At 72.8% G+C, this 17,809-nt stretch carries 17 protein-coding genes and 2 riboswitches; of the genes, 10 read left to right on the top strand and 7 right to left on the bottom strand.

Annotated features, from left to right (window positions below):
- Positions 1-21 precede the first annotated feature (21 nt).
- On the top strand, positions 22-1,473 hold the full coding sequence (locus FCN18_RS10480) for a glutamate synthase subunit beta (protein ID WP_137094690.1): 1,452 nt from the start codon (positions 22-24) through the stop codon (positions 1,471-1,473).
- A 3-nt stretch (positions 1,474-1,476) separates the two neighbouring features.
- Here the strand turns inward: FCN18_RS10480 and FCN18_RS10475 are convergent, their stop codons facing one another.
- Positions 1,477-1,680: a hypothetical protein gene (locus FCN18_RS10475; protein WP_112271739.1), complete on the bottom strand. Its 204-nt coding sequence runs from the start codon at positions 1,678-1,680 to the stop codon at positions 1,477-1,479.
- Between the two features lie 208 nt (positions 1,681-1,888).
- Here FCN18_RS10475 and FCN18_RS10470 point away from each other — a divergent pair, with 208 nt between their 5' ends.
- The 4 genes from FCN18_RS10470 (at position 1,889) to FCN18_RS10455 (ending at position 6,501) form a co-directional block, all read left to right on the top strand.
- Positions 1,889-3,748: a LamG-like jellyroll fold domain-containing protein gene (locus FCN18_RS10470; protein ID WP_206077861.1), complete on the top strand. Its 1,860-nt coding sequence runs from the start codon at positions 1,889-1,891 to the stop codon at positions 3,746-3,748.
- A 133-nt stretch (positions 3,749-3,881) separates the two neighbouring features.
- The gene (locus tag FCN18_RS10465; protein WP_137094687.1) at positions 3,882-5,285 is read left to right on the top strand and encodes a Dyp-type peroxidase; all 1,404 of its coding nucleotides are present in this window, start codon (positions 3,882-3,884) and stop codon (positions 5,283-5,285) included.
- 65 nt (positions 5,286-5,350) lie between these two features.
- A riboswitch (adenosylcobalamin (AdoCbl) riboswitch) is annotated at positions 5,351-5,438 on the top strand.
- 43 nt (positions 5,439-5,481) lie between these two features.
- Positions 5,482-5,697, top strand: coding sequence for a CbtB domain-containing protein (locus tag FCN18_RS10460; RefSeq protein WP_113641636.1), 216 nt, complete (start codon positions 5,482-5,484; stop codon positions 5,695-5,697).
- A 12-nt stretch (positions 5,698-5,709) separates the two neighbouring features.
- A complete protein-coding gene (locus FCN18_RS10455) occupies positions 5,710-6,501 on the top strand; it encodes a CbtA family protein (RefSeq protein ID WP_113641637.1) in 792 nt (263 codons plus the stop codon).
- A 134-nt stretch (positions 6,502-6,635) separates the two neighbouring features.
- Here FCN18_RS10455 and FCN18_RS10450 read toward each other — a convergent pair whose 3' ends face one another.
- Complete coding sequence (locus FCN18_RS10450) at positions 6,636-7,574, bottom strand: cobalamin biosynthesis protein (RefSeq protein WP_112271733.1); 939 nt, start codon at positions 7,572-7,574, stop codon at positions 6,636-6,638.
- A 36-nt stretch (positions 7,575-7,610) separates the two neighbouring features.
- On the opposite strand from FCN18_RS10450, the gene FCN18_RS10445 reads away from it, so the two are divergent.
- The 3 genes from FCN18_RS10445 to FCN18_RS10435 are packed head-to-tail and all read left to right on the top strand — an operon-like array spanning position 7,611 to position 10,073.
- Positions 7,611-8,240: a bifunctional adenosylcobinamide kinase/adenosylcobinamide-phosphate guanylyltransferase gene (locus tag FCN18_RS10445; protein WP_112272085.1), complete on the top strand. Its 630-nt coding sequence runs from the start codon at positions 7,611-7,613 to the stop codon at positions 8,238-8,240.
- A 44-nt stretch (positions 8,241-8,284) separates the two neighbouring features.
- Positions 8,285-9,304, top strand: coding sequence for a nicotinate-nucleotide--dimethylbenzimidazole phosphoribosyltransferase (cobT, locus tag FCN18_RS10440; RefSeq protein ID WP_170200537.1), 1,020 nt, complete (start codon positions 8,285-8,287; stop codon positions 9,302-9,304).
- A gap of 10 nt (positions 9,305-9,314) precedes the next feature.
- Positions 9,315-10,073 carry an adenosylcobinamide-GDP ribazoletransferase gene (locus FCN18_RS10435; protein ID WP_112271731.1) on the top strand — a complete coding sequence of 253 codons (759 nt, stop codon included), beginning with the start codon at positions 9,315-9,317 and terminating at the stop codon, positions 10,071-10,073.
- A 14-nt stretch (positions 10,074-10,087) separates the two neighbouring features.
- Here FCN18_RS10435 and FCN18_RS10430 read toward each other — a convergent pair whose 3' ends face one another.
- The 5 genes from FCN18_RS10430 to FCN18_RS10410 all read right to left on the bottom strand — a co-directional run bounded on the left by FCN18_RS10430 (position 10,088) and on the right by FCN18_RS10410 (position 15,687).
- Positions 10,088-10,660 (bottom strand): dihydrofolate reductase family protein, encoded by a 573-nt coding sequence (locus tag FCN18_RS10430; protein WP_137094685.1) that lies wholly within the window; start codon positions 10,658-10,660, stop codon positions 10,088-10,090.
- Between the two features lie 51 nt (positions 10,661-10,711).
- Positions 10,712-11,728 (bottom strand): Rv2231c family pyridoxal phosphate-dependent protein CobC, encoded by a 1,017-nt coding sequence (cobC, locus tag FCN18_RS10425; protein ID WP_170200530.1) that lies wholly within the window; start codon positions 11,726-11,728, stop codon positions 10,712-10,714.
- The gene (locus FCN18_RS10420) at positions 11,718-13,052 is read right to left on the bottom strand and encodes a cobyrinate a,c-diamide synthase (RefSeq protein WP_113641641.1); all 1,335 of its coding nucleotides are present in this window, start codon (positions 13,050-13,052) and stop codon (positions 11,718-11,720) included. Before FCN18_RS10420 ends, cobC begins: the two co-directional genes overlap by 11 nt.
- Positions 13,046-13,648 (bottom strand): cob(I)yrinic acid a,c-diamide adenosyltransferase, encoded by a 603-nt coding sequence (gene cobO / locus FCN18_RS10415; protein WP_113641642.1) that lies wholly within the window; start codon positions 13,646-13,648, stop codon positions 13,046-13,048. Before cobO ends, FCN18_RS10420 begins: the two co-directional genes overlap by 7 nt.
- A gap of 62 nt (positions 13,649-13,710) precedes the next feature.
- Positions 13,711-15,687, bottom strand: a complete 1,977-nt coding sequence (locus tag FCN18_RS10410; RefSeq protein ID WP_137094683.1) for a putative cobaltochelatase — start codon at positions 15,685-15,687, stop codon at positions 13,711-13,713.
- A gap of 23 nt (positions 15,688-15,710) precedes the next feature.
- Positions 15,711-15,821: riboswitch (cobalamin riboswitch) on the bottom strand.
- A gap of 52 nt (positions 15,822-15,873) precedes the next feature.
- Between FCN18_RS10410 and cbiE the strand changes: the two genes are divergently transcribed.
- Positions 15,874-17,067, top strand: coding sequence for a precorrin-6y C5,15-methyltransferase (decarboxylating) subunit CbiE (gene cbiE, locus FCN18_RS10405; protein WP_112271723.1), 1,194 nt, complete (start codon positions 15,874-15,876; stop codon positions 17,065-17,067).
- A complete protein-coding gene (gene cobM / locus FCN18_RS10400; protein ID WP_137094680.1) occupies positions 17,064-17,807 on the top strand; it encodes a precorrin-4 C(11)-methyltransferase in 744 nt (247 codons plus the stop codon). Before cbiE ends, cobM begins: the two co-directional genes overlap by 4 nt.
- The last annotated feature ends 2 nt before the right edge of the window (positions 17,808-17,809 follow it).

The raw sequence follows: 17,809 nt of genomic DNA, 5'->3' as shown, positions 1-17,809 counted from the left end.
GCAAGACACAGGAGGCCGCACATGGCTGACCCCAAGGGTTTTCTCACCACGAAGCGGGAGACGCCGAAGTCGCGCCCGGTCGACATCCGGATCAAGGACTGGCGTGAGGTCTACGAGGACTTCGAGCGGACCAAGCTCAAGGACCAGGCCGGCCGGTGCATGGACTGCGGCATCCCGTTCTGCCACCAGGGCTGCCCGCTGGGCAACCTGATCCCGGAGTGGAACACGCTCACGTGGCGCGACGACTGGCGCGACGCGATCGAGCGGCTGCACGCCACGAACAACTTCCCCGAGTTCACCGGCACTCTGTGCCCCGCGCCGTGCGAGACCGCGTGCGTGCTGGGCATCAACGACGACCCGGTGACCATCAAGCGCGTCGAGATCTCGATCATCGACCGCGCGTGGGAAGAGGGCTGGGTGACCCCGCAGGTGCCCGAGACCCGCACCGGCAAGAAGGTCGCCGTGGTGGGCTCCGGCCCGTCGGGGCTGGCGGCGGCGCAGCAGCTGACGCGGGCCGGGCACGACGTGGTGGTGTTCGAGCGGGCCGACGCGATCGGCGGCCTGCTCCGCTACGGCATCCCCGAGTTCAAGATGGAGAAGCACCGCCTCGACCGCAGGCTGGAACAGATGCGGGCCGAGGGCACGGAGTTCCGCGCGGGCGTGAACGTCGGCGAGGACGTCACGGTCGAGCAGCTTCGCTCCGAGTACGACGCCGTGGTGCTCGCGGGCGGCGCGACGGCGTGGCGCGACCTGCCGGTCCCCGGCCGTGAGTCGGCCGGCGTGTACCAGGCGATGGAGTACCTGCCGTTCGCCAACCGCGTCGCGGCCGGCACGCTCGACACCCCGCCGATCACCGCCGAGGGCAAGGACGTCGTGGTGATCGGTGGCGGCGACACCGGCGCCGACTGCGTCGGCACCGCGCACCGGCAGGGCGCGAGGTCGGTGACGCAGCTGGAGATCATGCCGAAGCCGCCGCAGTCGCGTTCGGACGCTCACCCGTGGCCGATGTACCCGATGATCTACCGGGTCTCCTCGGCGCACGAGGAGGGCGGCGAGCGGCTGTACTCGGTGAACACGCAGGAGTTCCTCGCCGACGACGAGGGCAACCTGCGGGCGCTGAAGCTGGTGGAGGTGCGCAACGAGGGCGGCAGGTTCATGCCCGTCGAGGGCACCGAGCGGGAGCTGCCCGCGCAGCTGGTGCTGCTGGCGATGGGCTTCGTCGGCCCGCAGCGCGAGGGCCTGCTCGAGCAGCTCGGCGTGGAGCTGGACGAACGCGGCAACGTCAAGCGCGACGCGTCCTACAAGACGAGCGTGGACAACGTTTTCGTGGCCGGTGACATGGGCCGCGGTCAGTCGCTGATCGTGTGGGCCATCGCGGAGGGCCGCTCCGCGGCCGCGGGCGTGGACGCCCACCTCACGGGCCGCGACGTGCTCCCGAGGCCGATCGCCCCCACGGACCGTCCGATCGCGTAACCCCTACGCCGGGGCGGGCTGGAGGTCGAGTGTGCCCGCCTTGGCGGAGGCCACCAGGTCGTGCCACTGGTCGAGGCTCATCTGGATGCGCTGGCCGAAGTCGTCGGTGATGACGACGCGCTTGTCCTCCGGCGCGTCGTGGTCGACGAACAGCTCGGGGCAGCCGCAGTTGCAGTTGCCGCAGAACGTGGCGATGTGCTGGGCCATGTAAGCCTCCTCGAAGTGCGTGCCGGGAAGTCGGCGGACACCGGGCCGGTGAGGCCATGCGGGACGGACCGGCCCGGTGTGGTCCGACGCCAGAGCAAGTCGTGCGGCGGCGCGCTCGGGTTCCGGCTCGCCCGATGATCACCCGTTCGTGGCCGTTCGTTCCGCGGCGCGTCACCAGAGGGCCAGCGCACGTGGTGAAGCTGGCGACGTGAACCCCACCGCTGGAACGCCCGACGTCTCCCGTCGCCTGCTGTTGCAGGCCGCAGTCGGCACCCCCGTCGCCCTCGCCGCCACCGCGTCGCTGGGCGCCGCGCCCGCCGAGGCCGCGGGCGGCACTCCCGCCGACGCGACCGTGCCCCGCTTCTCGATCGCCGTCCTTCCCGACACTCAGTACCTGATCGACGAGGGCGGTTCGGACCCAGAGCCCGTGCGGGAGGCGCTGAGCCACGTGGTGCGCAGCCGCAAGGACGCGGGCATCGTCTTCCTCGCCCACCTCGGTGACGTCACCGAACACGGCACCGAAGCCGAGATGCGCACCGCCGACCGCGTCTTCGACGCGATCCACGGCAAGCTGCCCTACAGCGTGCTCGGCGGCAACCACGACGTGAGCGGCACCGACGACGAGCGCGGCGACACACCGTACCTGCGCACGTTCGGCCCGCGCCGGTTCGCCCGGATGAGCACCTACGGCGGCTCGTCGCCGAGCGGCTACAACAGCTACCACGTGCTCTCCGGCGGGGGCCGCCGCTGGCTGCTGCTCGCCCTCGACTGGCGCGTCTCCGACGCGGGAATCCGCTGGGCGCAAGGGGTTCTCGACCAGCACCCCGAGCTGCCCGCGATACTGACCACCCACGACCTCGTGTGGGGCGAGGAGGACGGCGGGGCAGGGCTCTCGGCGCACGGGCAGCGGCTCTGGAACGGACTGATCAGGGGCAACGACCAGATCTTCCTCGCACTCGGCGGGCACTACTGGCCGACCGGGCGGACCACGCTCACCAACGACCACGGCAACCCCGTGCACCTGCATCTCACCAACTACCAGGACCGCTACTACGGCGGCGCCGGAATGATCCGGCTGTACTCGTTCGACCTGGCGCGTGGCATGGTCGACGTGACGACGTACTCGCCGTGGCTGCTGGCCAAGGACGCGCGCAAGCGCACGCCGCTCGAGGCCGAGACCGTCGAGCTGACCGACGAGCGCGAACGGTTCAGCGTCGAGATCGACTTCGACCGCCGGTTCGCGTCGTTCGCGCCCGTGGTGCCGCCGCCGTCGCGGCCTGCGCCGGACGTGCTCGTGAAGGGCACCGTGGCGTACTGGCGGTTCGACGCCTCCGGCCTGTCCGCGGCAGGCACCGACGGGGGACCGATCGCACCGGGGACGATCGCGCGCGACCTCACGGGCAACGGCAACGACCTGACCGCCGAGCGCCTGCACGCGAGCGCGGCGGACGTGCTCACGTGGTCGGCCGAGCACCACCACGACCAGCCCGCGCACGCGAGCCTGCGCTTCGACGGTGGCAAGAGCCCCGACCGCGGCGCGGTGCTGCGGGCGGCGCCGAACGCCCCGATCAACTCGATGACGTTCGAGTCCGGCTACACGATCGAGACCTTCCTCAAGCTGCCGCGGCCGTTCGAGGGCGACCACGCGTGGATGGGCGTCCTCAGCTGGGAGGGCAGGGCGGGCGACGCGGGCAAGACCAGCGGCTGGTCCGACGACGAGCCAACGTGCAGCCTCAACCTCTCCGGCGAGCGGTTCCTGCAGTTCGTGGTGTACCCGACGGACGTGGACGCGGACCCGACGTCGTGGAGCCACGCGGTGCCGGTCGGAAGGTGGATGCACGTCGCGGTGGTGAACGACGGCAGGCAGACGGTGCTCTACGTCGACGGCTCCCGCATCGCGCGCAACGCGGCGGAGCGGTCGAAGGGCATCACTACGCTGGGCAAGCCGTTCGCGATCGGCGGCACGCAGTTCGCCGAGCGCTACGGGCAGGGTTTCTACGGCTGGATCGGCGACACCCGGATCGTGGAGCGGGCGCTACGCCCGAGTCAGTTCCTCACGGCCCGGTAGTACGACATCCGGGTGAAAATGTGAACTGGGGCACACGCCCACGGGCACCGGCGCGACCTCTCGGCAGAGGCGTGGCGTTTCCGCTCTGGGGGGAGTCCAGGCACGCCGCGCCACTGGGGAGGGGAGTTCCACCGTGCCCGTGGACCTGACCAAGCCGCTGTCGTGGAAGTCCGCGCAGGGCGACGAGGCCACCATGTTGGCCGAGCTGCAGCCGAACATCGTCAAGCCGCACGTCCGCGATCACCTGTCCGTCCTCTTTGTCCGGTTCGACGACGCCGGCGAGGCGCGCGGCTTCCTGAGCGCCCTCGCCGGGCTGATGAAGTCGGCGAAGGCGCACCTGGAGGAGGTCGAGACCTTCAAGGTCTCGCACACCGGCGGCACGCCCTACGTCGGTGTGGGGCTGTCGCGGACCGGCTACGAGGCGCTGGGCATCACCGCCGCGCCGGCGGACCCGTCGTTCCGCCTCGGCATGCGCGACCCGCTGACCCGCGAGAAGCTCGCCGATCCGCCCCGGTCGAGCTGGGACGTCGCCTACCGGGACCGGATCGACGCGGTGGTGCTCGTGGGGGCGGACACCGACGCGGCGCTGACGGCCGAACGCAACGAGGTGCTGCGCCTCGTGCCCGACTCGGTCTACGTGCTTGGCGAGGAGACCGGACTGTCCAGAGTGAACGAACGCGGCGAGGGCATCGAGCACTTCGGCTACGTCGACGGCCGCAGCCAGCCGCTGTTCCTCACCGAGGACATCGACGCCGAGAAGCACACGACGGACGGCGTCAACGAGTGGGACCCCTCGGCGCCGCTCGGGCAGGTGCTCGTCGCCGACCCGGCGGCGCCGGACCCGTCGGTCCACTTCGGAAGCTACTTCGTGTTCCGCAAGCTGGAGCAGAACGTGCGCAGGTTCAAGCAGGCCGAGTCCGACCTCGCCGACGCGCTCGGCCTGACCGGTGACGACCGCGAGCGCGCCGGGGCGATGCTCGTCGGCCGCTTCGAGGACGGCACGCCGCTGACGTCCAACAGCGGGCCCGGTTCGCACAGCCCGGTCGGCAACGACTTCAGCTACGACAGCGACGACCTGGGCCAGAAGTGCCCGTTCCACGCGCATATCCGCAAAACGAACCCGCGTGGCTCTGGCGGGTTCGAGGATCCCGCCGACGAGCGCAGGCACCTCATGGCTCGGCGGGGCCAGACCTATGGCGAAAGGGCCGACGATCCGAACGGCGGCGAGCCGATCCGGGCGAGGCCCACGGGCGGTGTCGGACTGCTGTTCATGGCGTTCAACTCCGACCTCGGCGACCAGTTCGAGTTCACGCAGCAGATCTGGGCGAACAACACAGAGTTCCCGCGCGTGCCGGAAGGCACCAAACCACCCGGGCTCGATCTGGTGATCGGACAGGGACCCCGCCCGGAGACCACCTACGCACCGGCCTGGGGACGGAACGGAGCGACGCCCGCGGACCCCGCGGCACAGGCGGTGACGATGAAGGGCGGCGAGTACTTCTTCATGCCGTCCTTGGCATTCCTGCGAAACCTGTGAGGCTGAGCGGCCTTTCACATCACGTTGACACGGGAGCGCCCCCGAACTTAGCCTCGGTGGGCTGCGCGATGGCGGATGGAAGCCGGTGAGATTCCGGCACGGTCGCGCCACTGTGACCGGGTTCGCCCCGGGAGTCAGACCCACCGCCGTCGCAACCGTTCCACGAAGGGCCGCATGTAGCCCGAGGAGGTTTCCGATGTCGCAGGCGAGTGTCGCCACCCCGCGCCCCGTTCACATCCGGATCCCGTTGCGGGAGATCGTTCCGTGGGCGATCTTCGCCGGCGTGCTCGCGCTGCTCGTGCTGTTCTTCGTGAGCACGGAGGCCGGTGCCGTGGAGTTGTTCGGCACCAACGGTTTGATCCACGAGTTCGTGCACGACGGCAGGCACCTGCTGGCCTTCCCCTGCCACTGACGGCAGGCGGCCATGATGAGGACCCTGCTGGTCCGCGGGTTGCTCGCGGGCCTGGTCGCCGGTGTGCTCGCGACAGGTTTCGCCTACTTCTTCGGTGAGCCATCGGTGGATGCCTCGATCTCCATCGAGGAGGCCGGAACGTCGGCGCACGGCCATGAGCACAGTGGACCCGCCGACACCGGGCACGGCCACGGCCACGAGGAGGCACTCGTCAGCCGGGGCACGCAGAGCACGATCGGTCTGCTCACGGGTGTCGGCGCGTACGCGCTCGCGGTGGGCGGGCTGTTCGCGATCGCGTTCGCCGTGCTCCACGGCCGCGTGGGCGCTCTCCGGCCACGCCTGACGTCGGCGCTGCTGGCCGCGGGCGCGTTCGTGGTCGTGGTGCTGGTTCCGTTCCTGAAGTACCCGGCGAATCCACCCGCGGTCGGCCAGAGCGGGACGATCGGCGACCGCACGAGCCTGTATTTCGCGTTCGTCGCACTGTCACTGACGGTCGCGCTCATCGCCGTGGGTGCGGGCCACGCGCTCGCGGGGCCGCTCGGCGCGTGGCGAGGAGGACTGCTGGCGATGGGCGCCTACGTGGTGGTGATGGCCGTCGCCGCCGCGCTCATGCCGGTGATCGACGAGGTGCCGGACGGCTTCCCCGGCTCGACGCTGTGGACGTTCCGCACCGCTTCGCTGGCGACCCAGCTCGTGCTGTGGACCGCGCTGGGGCTGGTGTTCGGCGCACTGGCGGAGCGGGTGCTGCGGCCTGGCGCCGCCCCGGCGCCCGCCGAGGCGCCCGCGGAAGCAGGCCGGCGATAAGCCCGCGCCGACAGCGACGGCACCCGGTTCGGAGGCCCGCAGTGAAGGCCACCATGCCTGCGTCCAACGCAGTGAAGGTGGCCTTCACTGCAACGCGCAGGCTGCCCCACGCCGGCCCGCCCTACCCCCAAGGCTCAGCGCCAAGCCGACAGCGCCGCGGCTGCCCCGAGTGCGGCGAGGCCGACCAGCCGCGACAGCCGCACGGACCGCCGCAGGTCAGCGGTCCCCGGCGCGGGTCCGTCGCCGAGCGTGCCCCGGTTCTCACTCCTGCCGCCGTAGCTGTTGGTGCCACCGAGCCGCACGCCGAGCGCCCCCGCGAACGCGGCCTCGACCGGCCCCGCGTTGGGACTCGGGTGCCGCGCCGCGTCGCGGCGCCACGCCCGCAACGCCCGTGCGGGACGCCCGCCGACGAGCGGCGCGGCCGCCGCCGCGGCCACCGCGCTCAGCCGCGCCGGCACGAGGTTGGCAACGTCGTCGGCCCGCGCCGCCGCCCAGCCGAAGCGGACGTGCCGTGGCGAGCGGTGCCCCACCATCGCGTCGAGCGTGTTGAGCGCCCGGTAGCCGAGCAGGCCGGGCAACCCGGCGAGGCCGCCCCACACCAGCGGCGCGACCACGGCGTCGGACGTGTTCTCCGCTATCGACTCGGTCGCCGCCCGCGCCAGCCCGCCTGCGTCGAGCGCCGTCGCGTCGCGCCCGCAGAGGTGCGACAGGCGCGCACGGGCCGCCGGCAGGTCACCGGAGTCGAGCAGGCCCGCCATCGCCTCGCCCTCCGCGGCCAGCCCTCTCCCGCCCAGTACGGCCCACGTGGCGGTGGCCGTGACGGCGAAACGGGCCAGCGGCCTGCGAGCCGTCAGTGCTTGCGCCACCGCCCCGGCGCCGGCCGCGGCACCGACGCACGCCCCCGCGTACACGAGTCCTTTTTGCCGGGAATCTGCCCACATGCGCCGTTCGAGCGCATCGGCGGCCCGGCCGAACACCGCCACGGGATGACCTCGCCGCGGATCGCCGAAGATCGCGTCGGCCGCATAACCTGCGACGATCCCGGCAGCGGTGACACATTGGGAACGGAGCACAGCGCGAACCCTAGCCCGTCGGCAAGAATGCCGACCATGATGAACGATCCGAGGCGGCGGCTCACCGAGGCCGTGGCCGGGCGGCTCGAGGCCGGAGCCGCGCTGCTGCGCCGCTACGGGCGCCGCGCCCAGGGCAACGGCAGGACGTTGATCCTGGGCGGGGTCCGCTCGGGCAAGTCCCGGCACGCCGAGCAGCTCATGGCTCGCCACCCCTACGTCGTTTACGTCGCCGCAGGCCTCCCCCCGAGCGATGACGACCCCGAGTGGGCCGCGCGGGTCGCGGCGCACCGCGCCCGCAGACCGGTGTCGTGGCGGACCGTGGAGACCGCCGACCTCGCCGGCGCCCTCCGGGAGGCGAGATCGCCGGTGCTCATCGACTGCCTCGGCACGTGGGTGAGCCGCGTGCTGGACGAGGTCGGCGCCTGGCAGCAGGAGGACGGCTGGGAAGCGCGCCTCGACGAACGCCTGCAGACCTTCGTCGACGTCTGGCAGGCCACCACGGTTCCGGTCGTGGCAGTGAGCAACGAGGTCGGCAGCGGGGTCGTCCCGCCGACCGTGTCCGGCCGGATCTTCCGCGACGTGCTCGGCGCCCTCAACACCGCTGTCGCGGCGCATTCGGACACCGTGCGCCTCGTGGTGGCCGGCCGGGCTCTGGACCTGAGATAGGAGACATCACGGTGACGACAGCCGGTTCCCCCGAGATCCCTCGCATCACCGCGCTCGACGAGAGCGCGCGGCGGCTCGCCCGCGAGCGCATCGACGGCCTCGTGAAGCCGCTCGGCGCGCTGGGCAGGGTCGAGGACCTCGCTGCCTGGCTGTGCGCCGCGCACGGCGCCGTCCCACCCCGCCCGCTCGACGACGTGCGCGTGGTCGTCTTCGCGGGCGACCACGGGGTGTCGGCGTCGGCGGCCGTGTCCGCCTATCCACGCGAGATCACCGCCGCGATGGTGCGGGTGTTCCTGTCCGGAACCAGCGGCGTGAGCGTGCTCGCCCGGCAGGTGGGCGCACACGTCCGCGTGCTCGACATCGCCGTGGACGGCGACCTCGACGACGTGCCCGCCGAGGTCCGCGCGTTCAAGGTCCGCCGCGGCTCGGAGCCCATCGACACCGCTGACGCGCTCGCCTCCGGCGAGGCCGAGCGTGGGTTCGCCGCGGGCCGCGCCGTCGCCGACGAGGAGATCGACGCGGGTGCCGACCTGCTCATCCCCGGCGACATGGGCATCGGCAACACCACGATCGCCTCCGCGCTCGTCGCCGCGACCCTGGGCGTGCCCGTCCCCGAGGTCGTGGGCGCGGGGACCGGCGTCGACGACGACGGCCGGGCCCGCAAGGTCGCCGTGATCGAGGCGGCGCTCGCCCGCGCGGGCGAGCGCGTGCGGGACCCGTTCGGGCTGCTCACCGCGCTCGGCAGCGCGTGTGCCGCCGCGACCGCCGGGTTCCTCGTGCAGGCGGCGGTCCGCGGGGTTCCCGTGCTGCTGGACGGCGTGTTCTCCGGTGCCGCAGCCCTCGTCGCCAGGGAGATCGCTCCGGAGGCCGCACCGTGGTGGCTCGCGGGTCACCGGTCGACCGAGCCCTCGCAGGCGTTCGCCCTCAAAGCGCTCGGGCTGGAGCCGATCCTGGACCTCGGACTCCGCCTCGGTGAGGGCAGCGGCGCCGTGCAGGCCGTGCCGGTGCTGCGCGGGGCACGGGCTGTGCTCGCCGAGATGGGGCGGCTCGCCGACCTTGCCTGACGCGCTCCGGATGGCGCTGGGCACGCTGACGGCGTTGCCGGTGCCCGCACCACGCAGGATCGACCGCCGGGTGGCGGGCACCGCGATGCTGCTGTCGCCCGTCGCCGCCTTGCCGCTCGCCGCGCTCGCACTCGGCGTGGTGCTGCTCGGTGACCTCGCTGGGCTGCCGCCACTCGGCACGGCGGCGCTCGCGGTGGGGGCCGTCGCGCTCGGCACCAGGGGCCTGCACCTGGACGGGCTCGCCGACACCGCCGACGGCCTCGGCCTAGCCGCGAAGGCCCGCCTCTCCCCCGAGTCGGACGGGCGTGAGCGGGCGCTGGAGATCATGCGAAGGGGCGATTCCGGGCCTGCCGGCATCGCGACCCTCGTGCTGGTGCTCGTGCTTCAGTGTGCGGCGCTCGCCGGTGCCGTCGCCGAGGGTCATGGGGCCGCCGCCGCGGTCATCGCCGTGTTCGCGAGCCGGGCGGTGCTCCCCCTGTGCTGCGCGCGGGGGGTGCCATCTGCGCGCCCCGGCGGATTGGGCGACGCCGTCGCCGGTACCGCGCCGATCTCCTTGGCGTGCCTGTGGCTCGTCGTGCTAGCGGGGGGCTCCGCGCTGGCACCTGGGCTGCCGTGGTGGCAAGGGCCTTTGGCGGTGCTCGCGGGATTCGTGGTGGCGGGAGCGCTGCTGGCGCGGTGCGTGCAGCGGCTGGGCGGCATCACCGGTGACGTGCTGGGCGCCTGCGTGGAAGCAGCGGCGACGGCGACGTTGCTGGTGCTGAGCGGCTGACCGAGGCGGCTGAGTCAGTCCGACTCGTCGTGGGCGCGCACGTAGCGCTCGTAGATCACGCGCGAGCCGAACGTCCTGGCCTCCACCAGGTCCAGCCGCATGGCTTCGGTGACCGGCGGCAGGAAGGGCGTGCCGCCACCGACGACGACCGGATGGCGGAACATGCGCAGCTCGTCCACGAGGCCGAGCTCGATCGCCGCCGCGGCCAGGCCGGCGCCGCCGATCGAGATGTTCTTATCGGTCACGTCGAGCGCCGCGGCGACCTCCTCCGCCACCGAAGCCACGGCGAGCCGGGCGTTGCCCTGAACGCTGTCGAGCGTGCGGCTGAAGACGACCTTCGGGAGAGCGCACCAGACGTCGGCGAACGCGGCCCCGAGCTCGTTGTCGCGCAGCGACGGATCCGTCTCCCACACCAGCATGGTCTCGTATAGCCTGCGGCCCAGCAGATAGCAGCCGAGTTCGCTTACCTGCGCGAGGTGGAAACGAAACAGCTCCTCGATAGGGGCCGTCCACGCGAACGCGCCCTCGCGGTCGGTGATGAAGCCGTCCACCGAGACACCCATCGAGTAGATCGTCGAGCTCGACATCGGGCTCTCCCTCCGCAGGCCGCTCTGCGATCGTACGGCGAAATCAGGCGACTACAAGACGTCACGCAGCGCGGCCAGAAAGCCGGACATGTCACGACGCACGGCGATCCGCAGCCAGTCGGTGTCAAGGCCGGGGAACGTGTCCCCGCGCCGGACCGCGTAACCGGCCTCGCGCAGGGCGAGGCGAATCCGCGACGCACCGGGAATCCGCACCAGCACGAACGGAGCCCTCGGAACACCGGCCACCTCGACCCCGAGCGCCCGCAGCCCGCTCACCAGCGCCGACAGGTCCCGCTCACCCGCACGAGCCAGCCGCGAAGCCTCCTCCACCGCCCGGGCGGAACTACACGCCACCATCGCGACCGCGGCGGGCGTCGACACCGACCACGGCGGCTGCACCGCACGCAGCCGCTCGATCACCTCGGGTTCGGCGAGCACGTACCCCGCACGCAGGCCGGCGATACCCCACGTCTTGGTGAGGCTGCGGACCACCACGACGCCGGGAAGCCGTTCCACCGCAAGGCTTTCCGGCTCGCCCGGCACGGCGTCGAGGAACGCCTCGTCGACCACGAGCAACCTGCCTGGCGCGCACAGCTGCCGCAGCATGGCGGCCGGGTGCAGGACAGATGTGGGGTTGGTGGGGTTGCCGACGAACACCAGGTCCGCCTCGGCGGGCACCGCGTCGGGCTTCAGCACGAACCCGTCGGCAGCCGACAGCGGGACCCGGTGCACGTGGTGACCCGCCGCGCGCAACGCCGCCTCCGGCTCGGTGAACTGCGGATGCACCACGGCGGCGTTCCCGGCTCCGAACGCCGTCGCCAGCAGTGTGAACGCCTCCGCCGCCCCCGCCGTGGGCAGGACGTCGGCCGGATCACGGCCGTGCCGCGCCGCGATCGCCTCGGTCGCCGCGCGCGGATCCGGGTACGCCGCGAGGTCACCGAGACAACCGGCCAGCTCGCGGCGCAACCACTCCGGCGGCTCGGGTACCCGGACGTTCACCGCGAGGTCGACGAGGCCGTCGCCCACCTCGCGGTCGCCGTGGTGCAGCAGGTCGTACTCACCGTCCACTATGGACCGCCTCGGCGAACCGCCTGGCCAGGCCGGGATGACCTGCCCAATGCACGTGCAGGTACGACGCGTGTGACGTGGCCGTGGCGAAGCCCTCGGGCTCGCCGTTCCACTCCCACGCCGCCTGGTCTCCGGCACGCGGCTCCACCACGGTCCGGTGGAACTCGTGGCCCGTCACCTGCGAACCTTCCTCCGCCAGCAGGTTCGCCTCCGGGACCGTGGCCCTGCGATACCCGAGCGCGCCTCGCCGCGTCATGCGGGCCGAGGCGTCGAGCGCGCCAACCATCGGCAGGCCGTCGAGCTCCCGGCACAGGTACAGCAGACCCGCGCACTCGGCCACCACCGGCATCCCCGCCCGCAGCGCGGCGGCCAGCTCCTCCCGCAACGGGACGTTGGCCGACAGCTCCTCGACGTGCACCTCGGGAAACCCACCACCGAAGTACAGCCCCGCACACTCCGCGGGCAACGTCTTGTCCCGCAACGGATCCACGTCCACCACGTCGACGCCGTGCGCGGCGAGCAGCTCCGTCGTCTCGGTGTAGCGGAACGTGAACGCCTCCCCCACAGCCGCGGCCACCACCGCGCGCGGGCCGGTGTGCTCCGCGTCCGGCGACCACGGGGAGCCGCTGAGCCCCGGCGCCCGCCTGGCGACCCGCACCACGGCGTCGAGGTCGACGCCCTCGGCGATCCACGCGGCGAGCTTCGGCAGCAATGCCTTCGACTCCGTGGCCCGCTCCGCCGCGGGCACCAGGCCGAGGTGCCTGCTCGGCGCGTGGATGTCGTCCGTGCGGCGCAGCGCGCCCAGCACCGGGATGCCGGTCGGAGCGAGCGCGGAGACGATCTCGTCCTCGTGCCGCTGCGAGCCGAGCTTGTTCAGGATCACGCCGGCGAGCTCGATCTCCGGTTCGTAACGCGCGAAGCCCAGCACGGTCGCGGCGACGCTGCGACTGGCCGCGCTCGCGTCGACCACCAGGACCACCGGAGCCTTCACGAGCCGGGCGACGTGGGCCGTGGAGGCGTAACCCTCCGTGCCGAGCGCGCCGTCGAACAGGCCCATCACGCCCTCGATCACGGCGATCTCCGCGGCGCGGGAACCGTGCAGCAGCAGCGGAACCACGCGGTTTTCGCCCTGCAGGAACGGGTCAAGGTTGCGCGGAGGGCAGCCCGTCGCGAGCGCGTGGTAGCTCGGGTCGATGAAGTCGGGACCCACCTTGTGCCCCGACACCGCCGTTCCACGCGCGCGCAGCGCAGCCATCAGCCCGGTCGCGACGGTGGTCTTCCCGTGTCCCGAACCCGGAGCCGCGATGACGAGCCGGGCTACCACTCGATGCCCCGCTGACCCTTTTGGCCCGCGTCCATCGGATGCTTGACCTTCGTCATCTCCGCCACGAGGTCGGCGGCCTCCAGCAGCGCGGCGGGCGCGTTCCGGCCGGTGATCACCACGTGCTGGCGGCCGGGACGCTCGCGCAGGGTCGTCACCACGTCGTCGACGTCGAGCCAGCCCCAGTGCAGCGGGTAGGTGAACTCGTCGAGCACGTAGAAGTCGTGCCGCTCGTCGGCGAGCCTGCGCTTGATCTCCGCCCAGCCCTCGCGCGCGTTCTCGGCGTGGTCCTCCTCGGATCCCTGCTTACGGGACCAGCTCCAGCCCTCGCCCATCTTGTGCCACTCGACGGGGCCGCCCTGGCCACTCTCGCCGAGCGCGCGGAACGCGGCCTCCTCGCCGACCCGCCACTTCGCCGACTTGACGAACTGGAACACCCCGATCGACCAGCCCTGGTTCCACGCCCGCAACGCCATGCCGAACGCGGCCGTGGACTTGCCCTTCATCGGTCCCGTGTGGACGGCGAGGATCGGGCGGTTGCGGCGCTGCCGCGTGGTGAGCCCGTCGTTGGGCACGACCTCGGGTTGACCCTTCGGCATCAGGCGGCCCTCCAGTGTTCTGCGGGACACCCGCACCCGTACGAGGGCTTCGCAATGGTCATTCAGGCCGCCCTCCGTTTCACCTCACGCGTGAGCGTCTCTGCCGCGACATCGCCGAGCGCGACGTGCTCGCCGCCGAGATGGGCGGCCAGCTCGGCGCCGAGGCCGAGCCGCATGCGACCGCTCTCGCAGTCGAGCACCACGCTCGTCACGCCCGTTCCCGCGAGCAGGTCCGCCGCCGCGTGGGCACGGGCGACAGCGTCGGGTCCGCTCGTGGCCCTCCCGTCGGTGACGACGACCAGCAGCGGTCGCCTGCGGGGGTCTCGCAGGGCCTCGACGCGCAACACCTCCGCCGCCCGCAGCAGCCCCTCGGCGAGCGGGGTCCGGCCTCCGGTGGGCAACGCCTCGAGCCGGGACGCCGCGGCGTCGACGCTGATGGTCGGCGGCAAGGCGACCTCGGCTCCCATGGCACGAAACGTCACCAGCCCGACCTTGTCGCGCCGCTGGTACGCGTCCAGCAGCAGCGACAGCACCGCGGATTTCACCTCCCGCATCCGCGAGCGCGCGCCCATGGACCCGGACGCGTCGACGCAGAACAGCACGAGGTTGCCCTCCTTGCCCTCGCGCACGGCATAGCGGACGTCGTGCGGGCGCACCACCAGACCCTGGCCCGAGCGGCCCCGCGCGCGCTGGTGCGGCGCCGCCGCGCGGACCGTGGCGAGCAGGTGCGCACCGCCGTCCCGCACGCCGGCGGGCCGGACGCCGACCGTGCGACCGCTGTCGGTGACAGCCCGCGAGCGGCGGCCGTGCGCGCCGGACCCGGTGCCGTCGACGGTGAACAGCCTTGCGCGGTAAGGGCTTCCGGCGCCAACCTGCCGCTCCGCCGCCGAGCCGCCCTGTCCGTTGGCCGGCTGCCCGTCCGCGTCGGAGGGCTCCGGTTCACCACCGGAGCCAGGCCCCGGGCCGTCGTCGTCGGGGTCGCCAGGGTCGCCTGGGTCGTCGGGTCCGTCCGGTGGCCCCTGCTCGGGCGGCTCCGTGTCCCGCAGCGACTGCTCCAGCTGCTCCTCGTCGATGCCGGGCGCGTCGAACGGGTTGCGCCTGCGCCGGTGCGGCAGCGCGAGCCGGGCGGCGACGCGGATGTCCTCCGTGGTCACCGTGTCGCGACCGCACCACGCGGCGTGCGCGGCGGCCGTGCGCGCGGTGACGATGTCGGCTCGCATCCCGTCGACCTCGAACGCGGCACACACCTGCGCGATCTGCAGCAGCGCGTCGTCGGAGAGGGTCACCGAGGGCACGAGCCGCTGCGCCGCCGCGATGTCCGCCGCCAGCGCCGCCTCGGCGTCTGCGTAGCCCTCGGCGAAGTCGTCGGGAGCCGCCTCGTAGGCCAGCCGCCGTCGCACCACCTCGACCCGCTGCGCGGCATCGCGGCTGGAGGCGACCTCAACGGTCAGACCGAACCGGTCGAGCAGCTGCGGCCGTAGCTCGCCTTCCTCTGGGTTCATGGTGCCGATCAGCACGAACCTGGCCGCGTGCGACACCGAAACGCCCTCGCGCTCCACGGTCACGCGGCCCATCGCGGCGGCGTCGAGCAGGGTGTCCACGAGGTGGTCGTGCAGGAGGTTGACCTCGTCGACGTAGAGCAGGCCCCGGTGGGCCCCGGCGAGCAGGCCCGGCTGGTAGTCGGTGACGCCCTCGCTCAACGCACGTTCCAGGTCGAGCGAGCCCACCACCCGGTCCTCCGCCGCGCCGACCGGCAACTCCACGAGCCGTGCGGGACGGCGGTGGGCGGCGGCACCCTCGGCGTGCGGTCCGTCGGGGCACGCCGGGTCGGGAGCGGCGGGGTCGCACGAGAACCGGCAGCCCTCCACCACGTCCACGCCGGGCAGCAGGCCCGCGAGCGCGCGCACCATGGTCGACTTCGCGGTGCCCTTCTCGCCGCGCACCAGCACGCCGCCGATCGCGGGTGAGATCGCCGACAGCACGAGCGCGAGCCGGAGCTCCGCCATGCCGACGACCGCCGTGAAGGGATAGGGCCGCATCGAAGCTCCTTCGCTACGGGTGGGTGTCCTCGCCCACGTCTCGTCAGCAACCGAAGGCGGCCGCCGAAGCTCTGACTCCTGGCCTTCTCGACCAGTCACAGTGGCGGGACCGTCCCGGATTCGCACCGGGTTCCACGAACGACCGCTGGCCGATCATCGCACACGTTTGAGCTACCGTGCCGCTTTGTGACAATCGTCGTCGTCGGGATCGGGGCGGACGGCTGGGCCGGGCTCACCGACCCGGCCAGGGCCGAGATCGAGCGCTGTGACGTGCTCTTCGGCGGGCGGCGGCAGCTCGATCTGGTGCCGGACGGCCGCGCCGGGAAGGTGCCGTGGCCGAGCCCGCTGCTGCCCGCGCTGGACGGGCTGCTAGCCGAGCACGCCGACCGCCGCGTGTGCGTGCTGGCCAGCGGCGATCCCCTGTTGTCGGGCATCGGCACCACCCTCGTGCGCAGGCTCGGCCCCGGCCGCGTGCGCGTGATGCCCTCGGTGTCGTCGGTCACGCTCGCCCGTGCGCGGCTCGGCTGGTCGGCCGAGGAGACCGAGGTCGTGAGCGCGGTGGGCCGCGACGCGCACCGCGTGCTGCGGGCCGTCGGACCGGGCAGGCGAGTACTCGTGCTCAGCTCGGACGGCTCGACCCCGGGCGAGGTCGCCACGCTGCTCACCGACGCGGGGTTCGGCGCGAGCGGGCTCACGGTGCTGGAGGAGCTCGGCGGACCCGCCGAACGACGCCTCGACGGCACCGCACGCGACTGGCCTCATCCCGAGGTCGCGCCGCTGAACGTCCTCGCGATCGAGGGTCGCGGCCCCAAGGCGCTCCCGTTGCTGGCCGGCCTTCCCGACGAAGCCTTCGAGCACGACGGCCAGCTCACCAAGCGCGACGTGCGGGCGAGCAGCCTCGCCCGCTTGGCTCCCGCGCCCGGTGAGCTGCTGTGGGACGTCGGCGCCGGCGCGGGCAGCATCGCGATCGAATGGGCGCGGGCGCACCCGGCGAACCGGGCGCTCGCGGTGGAGTCACACCCCGAGCGGGCCGAGCGGATCGGGCGCAACGCGCGCAGGCTCGGGGTGCCCGACGTGCGCGTGGTGCGCGGCCGGGCCCCCGGGGCGCTGCACGAGCTGGACACGCCCGACGCCGTGTTCGTCGGCGGCGGCGTGAGCGCGCCCGACCTGCTGGAGACGTGCTGGGCGGCGCTGCGGACGGGCGGGCGGCTCGTCGCCAACGGCGTGACCCTCGACGCCGAGCAGGCACTCGCGCGGGCGTACAACGCCCATGGCGGAGAGCTGACCCGACTGTCCGTCGAGCACGCGGCACCGCTCGGCGGCTTCACCGGCTGGACGCCGGCGAGGACCGTGACCCAGTGGAGCGTGACCAAGCAGTGACAGTGCACTTCATCGGCGCCGGACCGGGTGCCGCCGACCTCATCACCGTCCGCGGTCAGCAGCTGCTCGCCCGCTGCGGCGTGTGTCTCTACCCAGGCAGCCTCACCCCGACCGACCTGCTCGCGCACTGCCCGCCCGGCGCGCGGCTGGTGGACACCGCGAACCTGACGCTCGACGAGATCGTCGCCGAGCTGGTGGCGGCCCACGAGCAGGGTCACGACGTCGCGAGGCTGTGCTCCGGCGATCCCGCCGTCTACAGCGCGGTCGCCGAGCAGATGCGGCGGCTCGACGCCGCCGGGGTGCCCTACGACGTGACACCCGGTGTGCCCGCGTTCGCCGCGGCGGCCGCGGTGCTGGGCCGGGAGCTGACCGTGCCGACGGTCGGGCAGAGCCTGATCATCACGCGTGCGCAGGCCAGGTCCACGTCGATGCCCGAGGGCGAGGACCTCGCCACGCTCGGTGCGAGCGGCGCGACGCTGGCCCTGCACCTCGCGGTCAACCGCGTCGAGCAGGTGGTGGGGGAGCTGCTGCCGAACTACGGCGAGGACTGTCCCGTCGCCGTGGTCGCGCGGGCGAGTCAGGAGGGCGAGCAGGTGCTGCGTGGCACGCTCGGTGACATCGCGCGGCAGGTGCGCGACGCCGGGATCACCCGCGCCGCCATGATCTTCGTCGGCAGGGTGCTCGCTGCGGAGAGCTTCCCGGACAGTTTTCTCTACTCGGCGGGGCGGCCACGGGAGTAGGC

It is taken from the genome of Prauserella endophytica, from assembly GCF_005146945.1.
Taxonomy (GTDB): domain Bacteria; phylum Actinomycetota; class Actinomycetes; order Mycobacteriales; family Pseudonocardiaceae; genus Prauserella_A; species Prauserella_A endophytica.
Note: the sequence above shows the minus strand (reverse complement) of the source record. Positions and strands in the feature narration are given on the sequence as shown.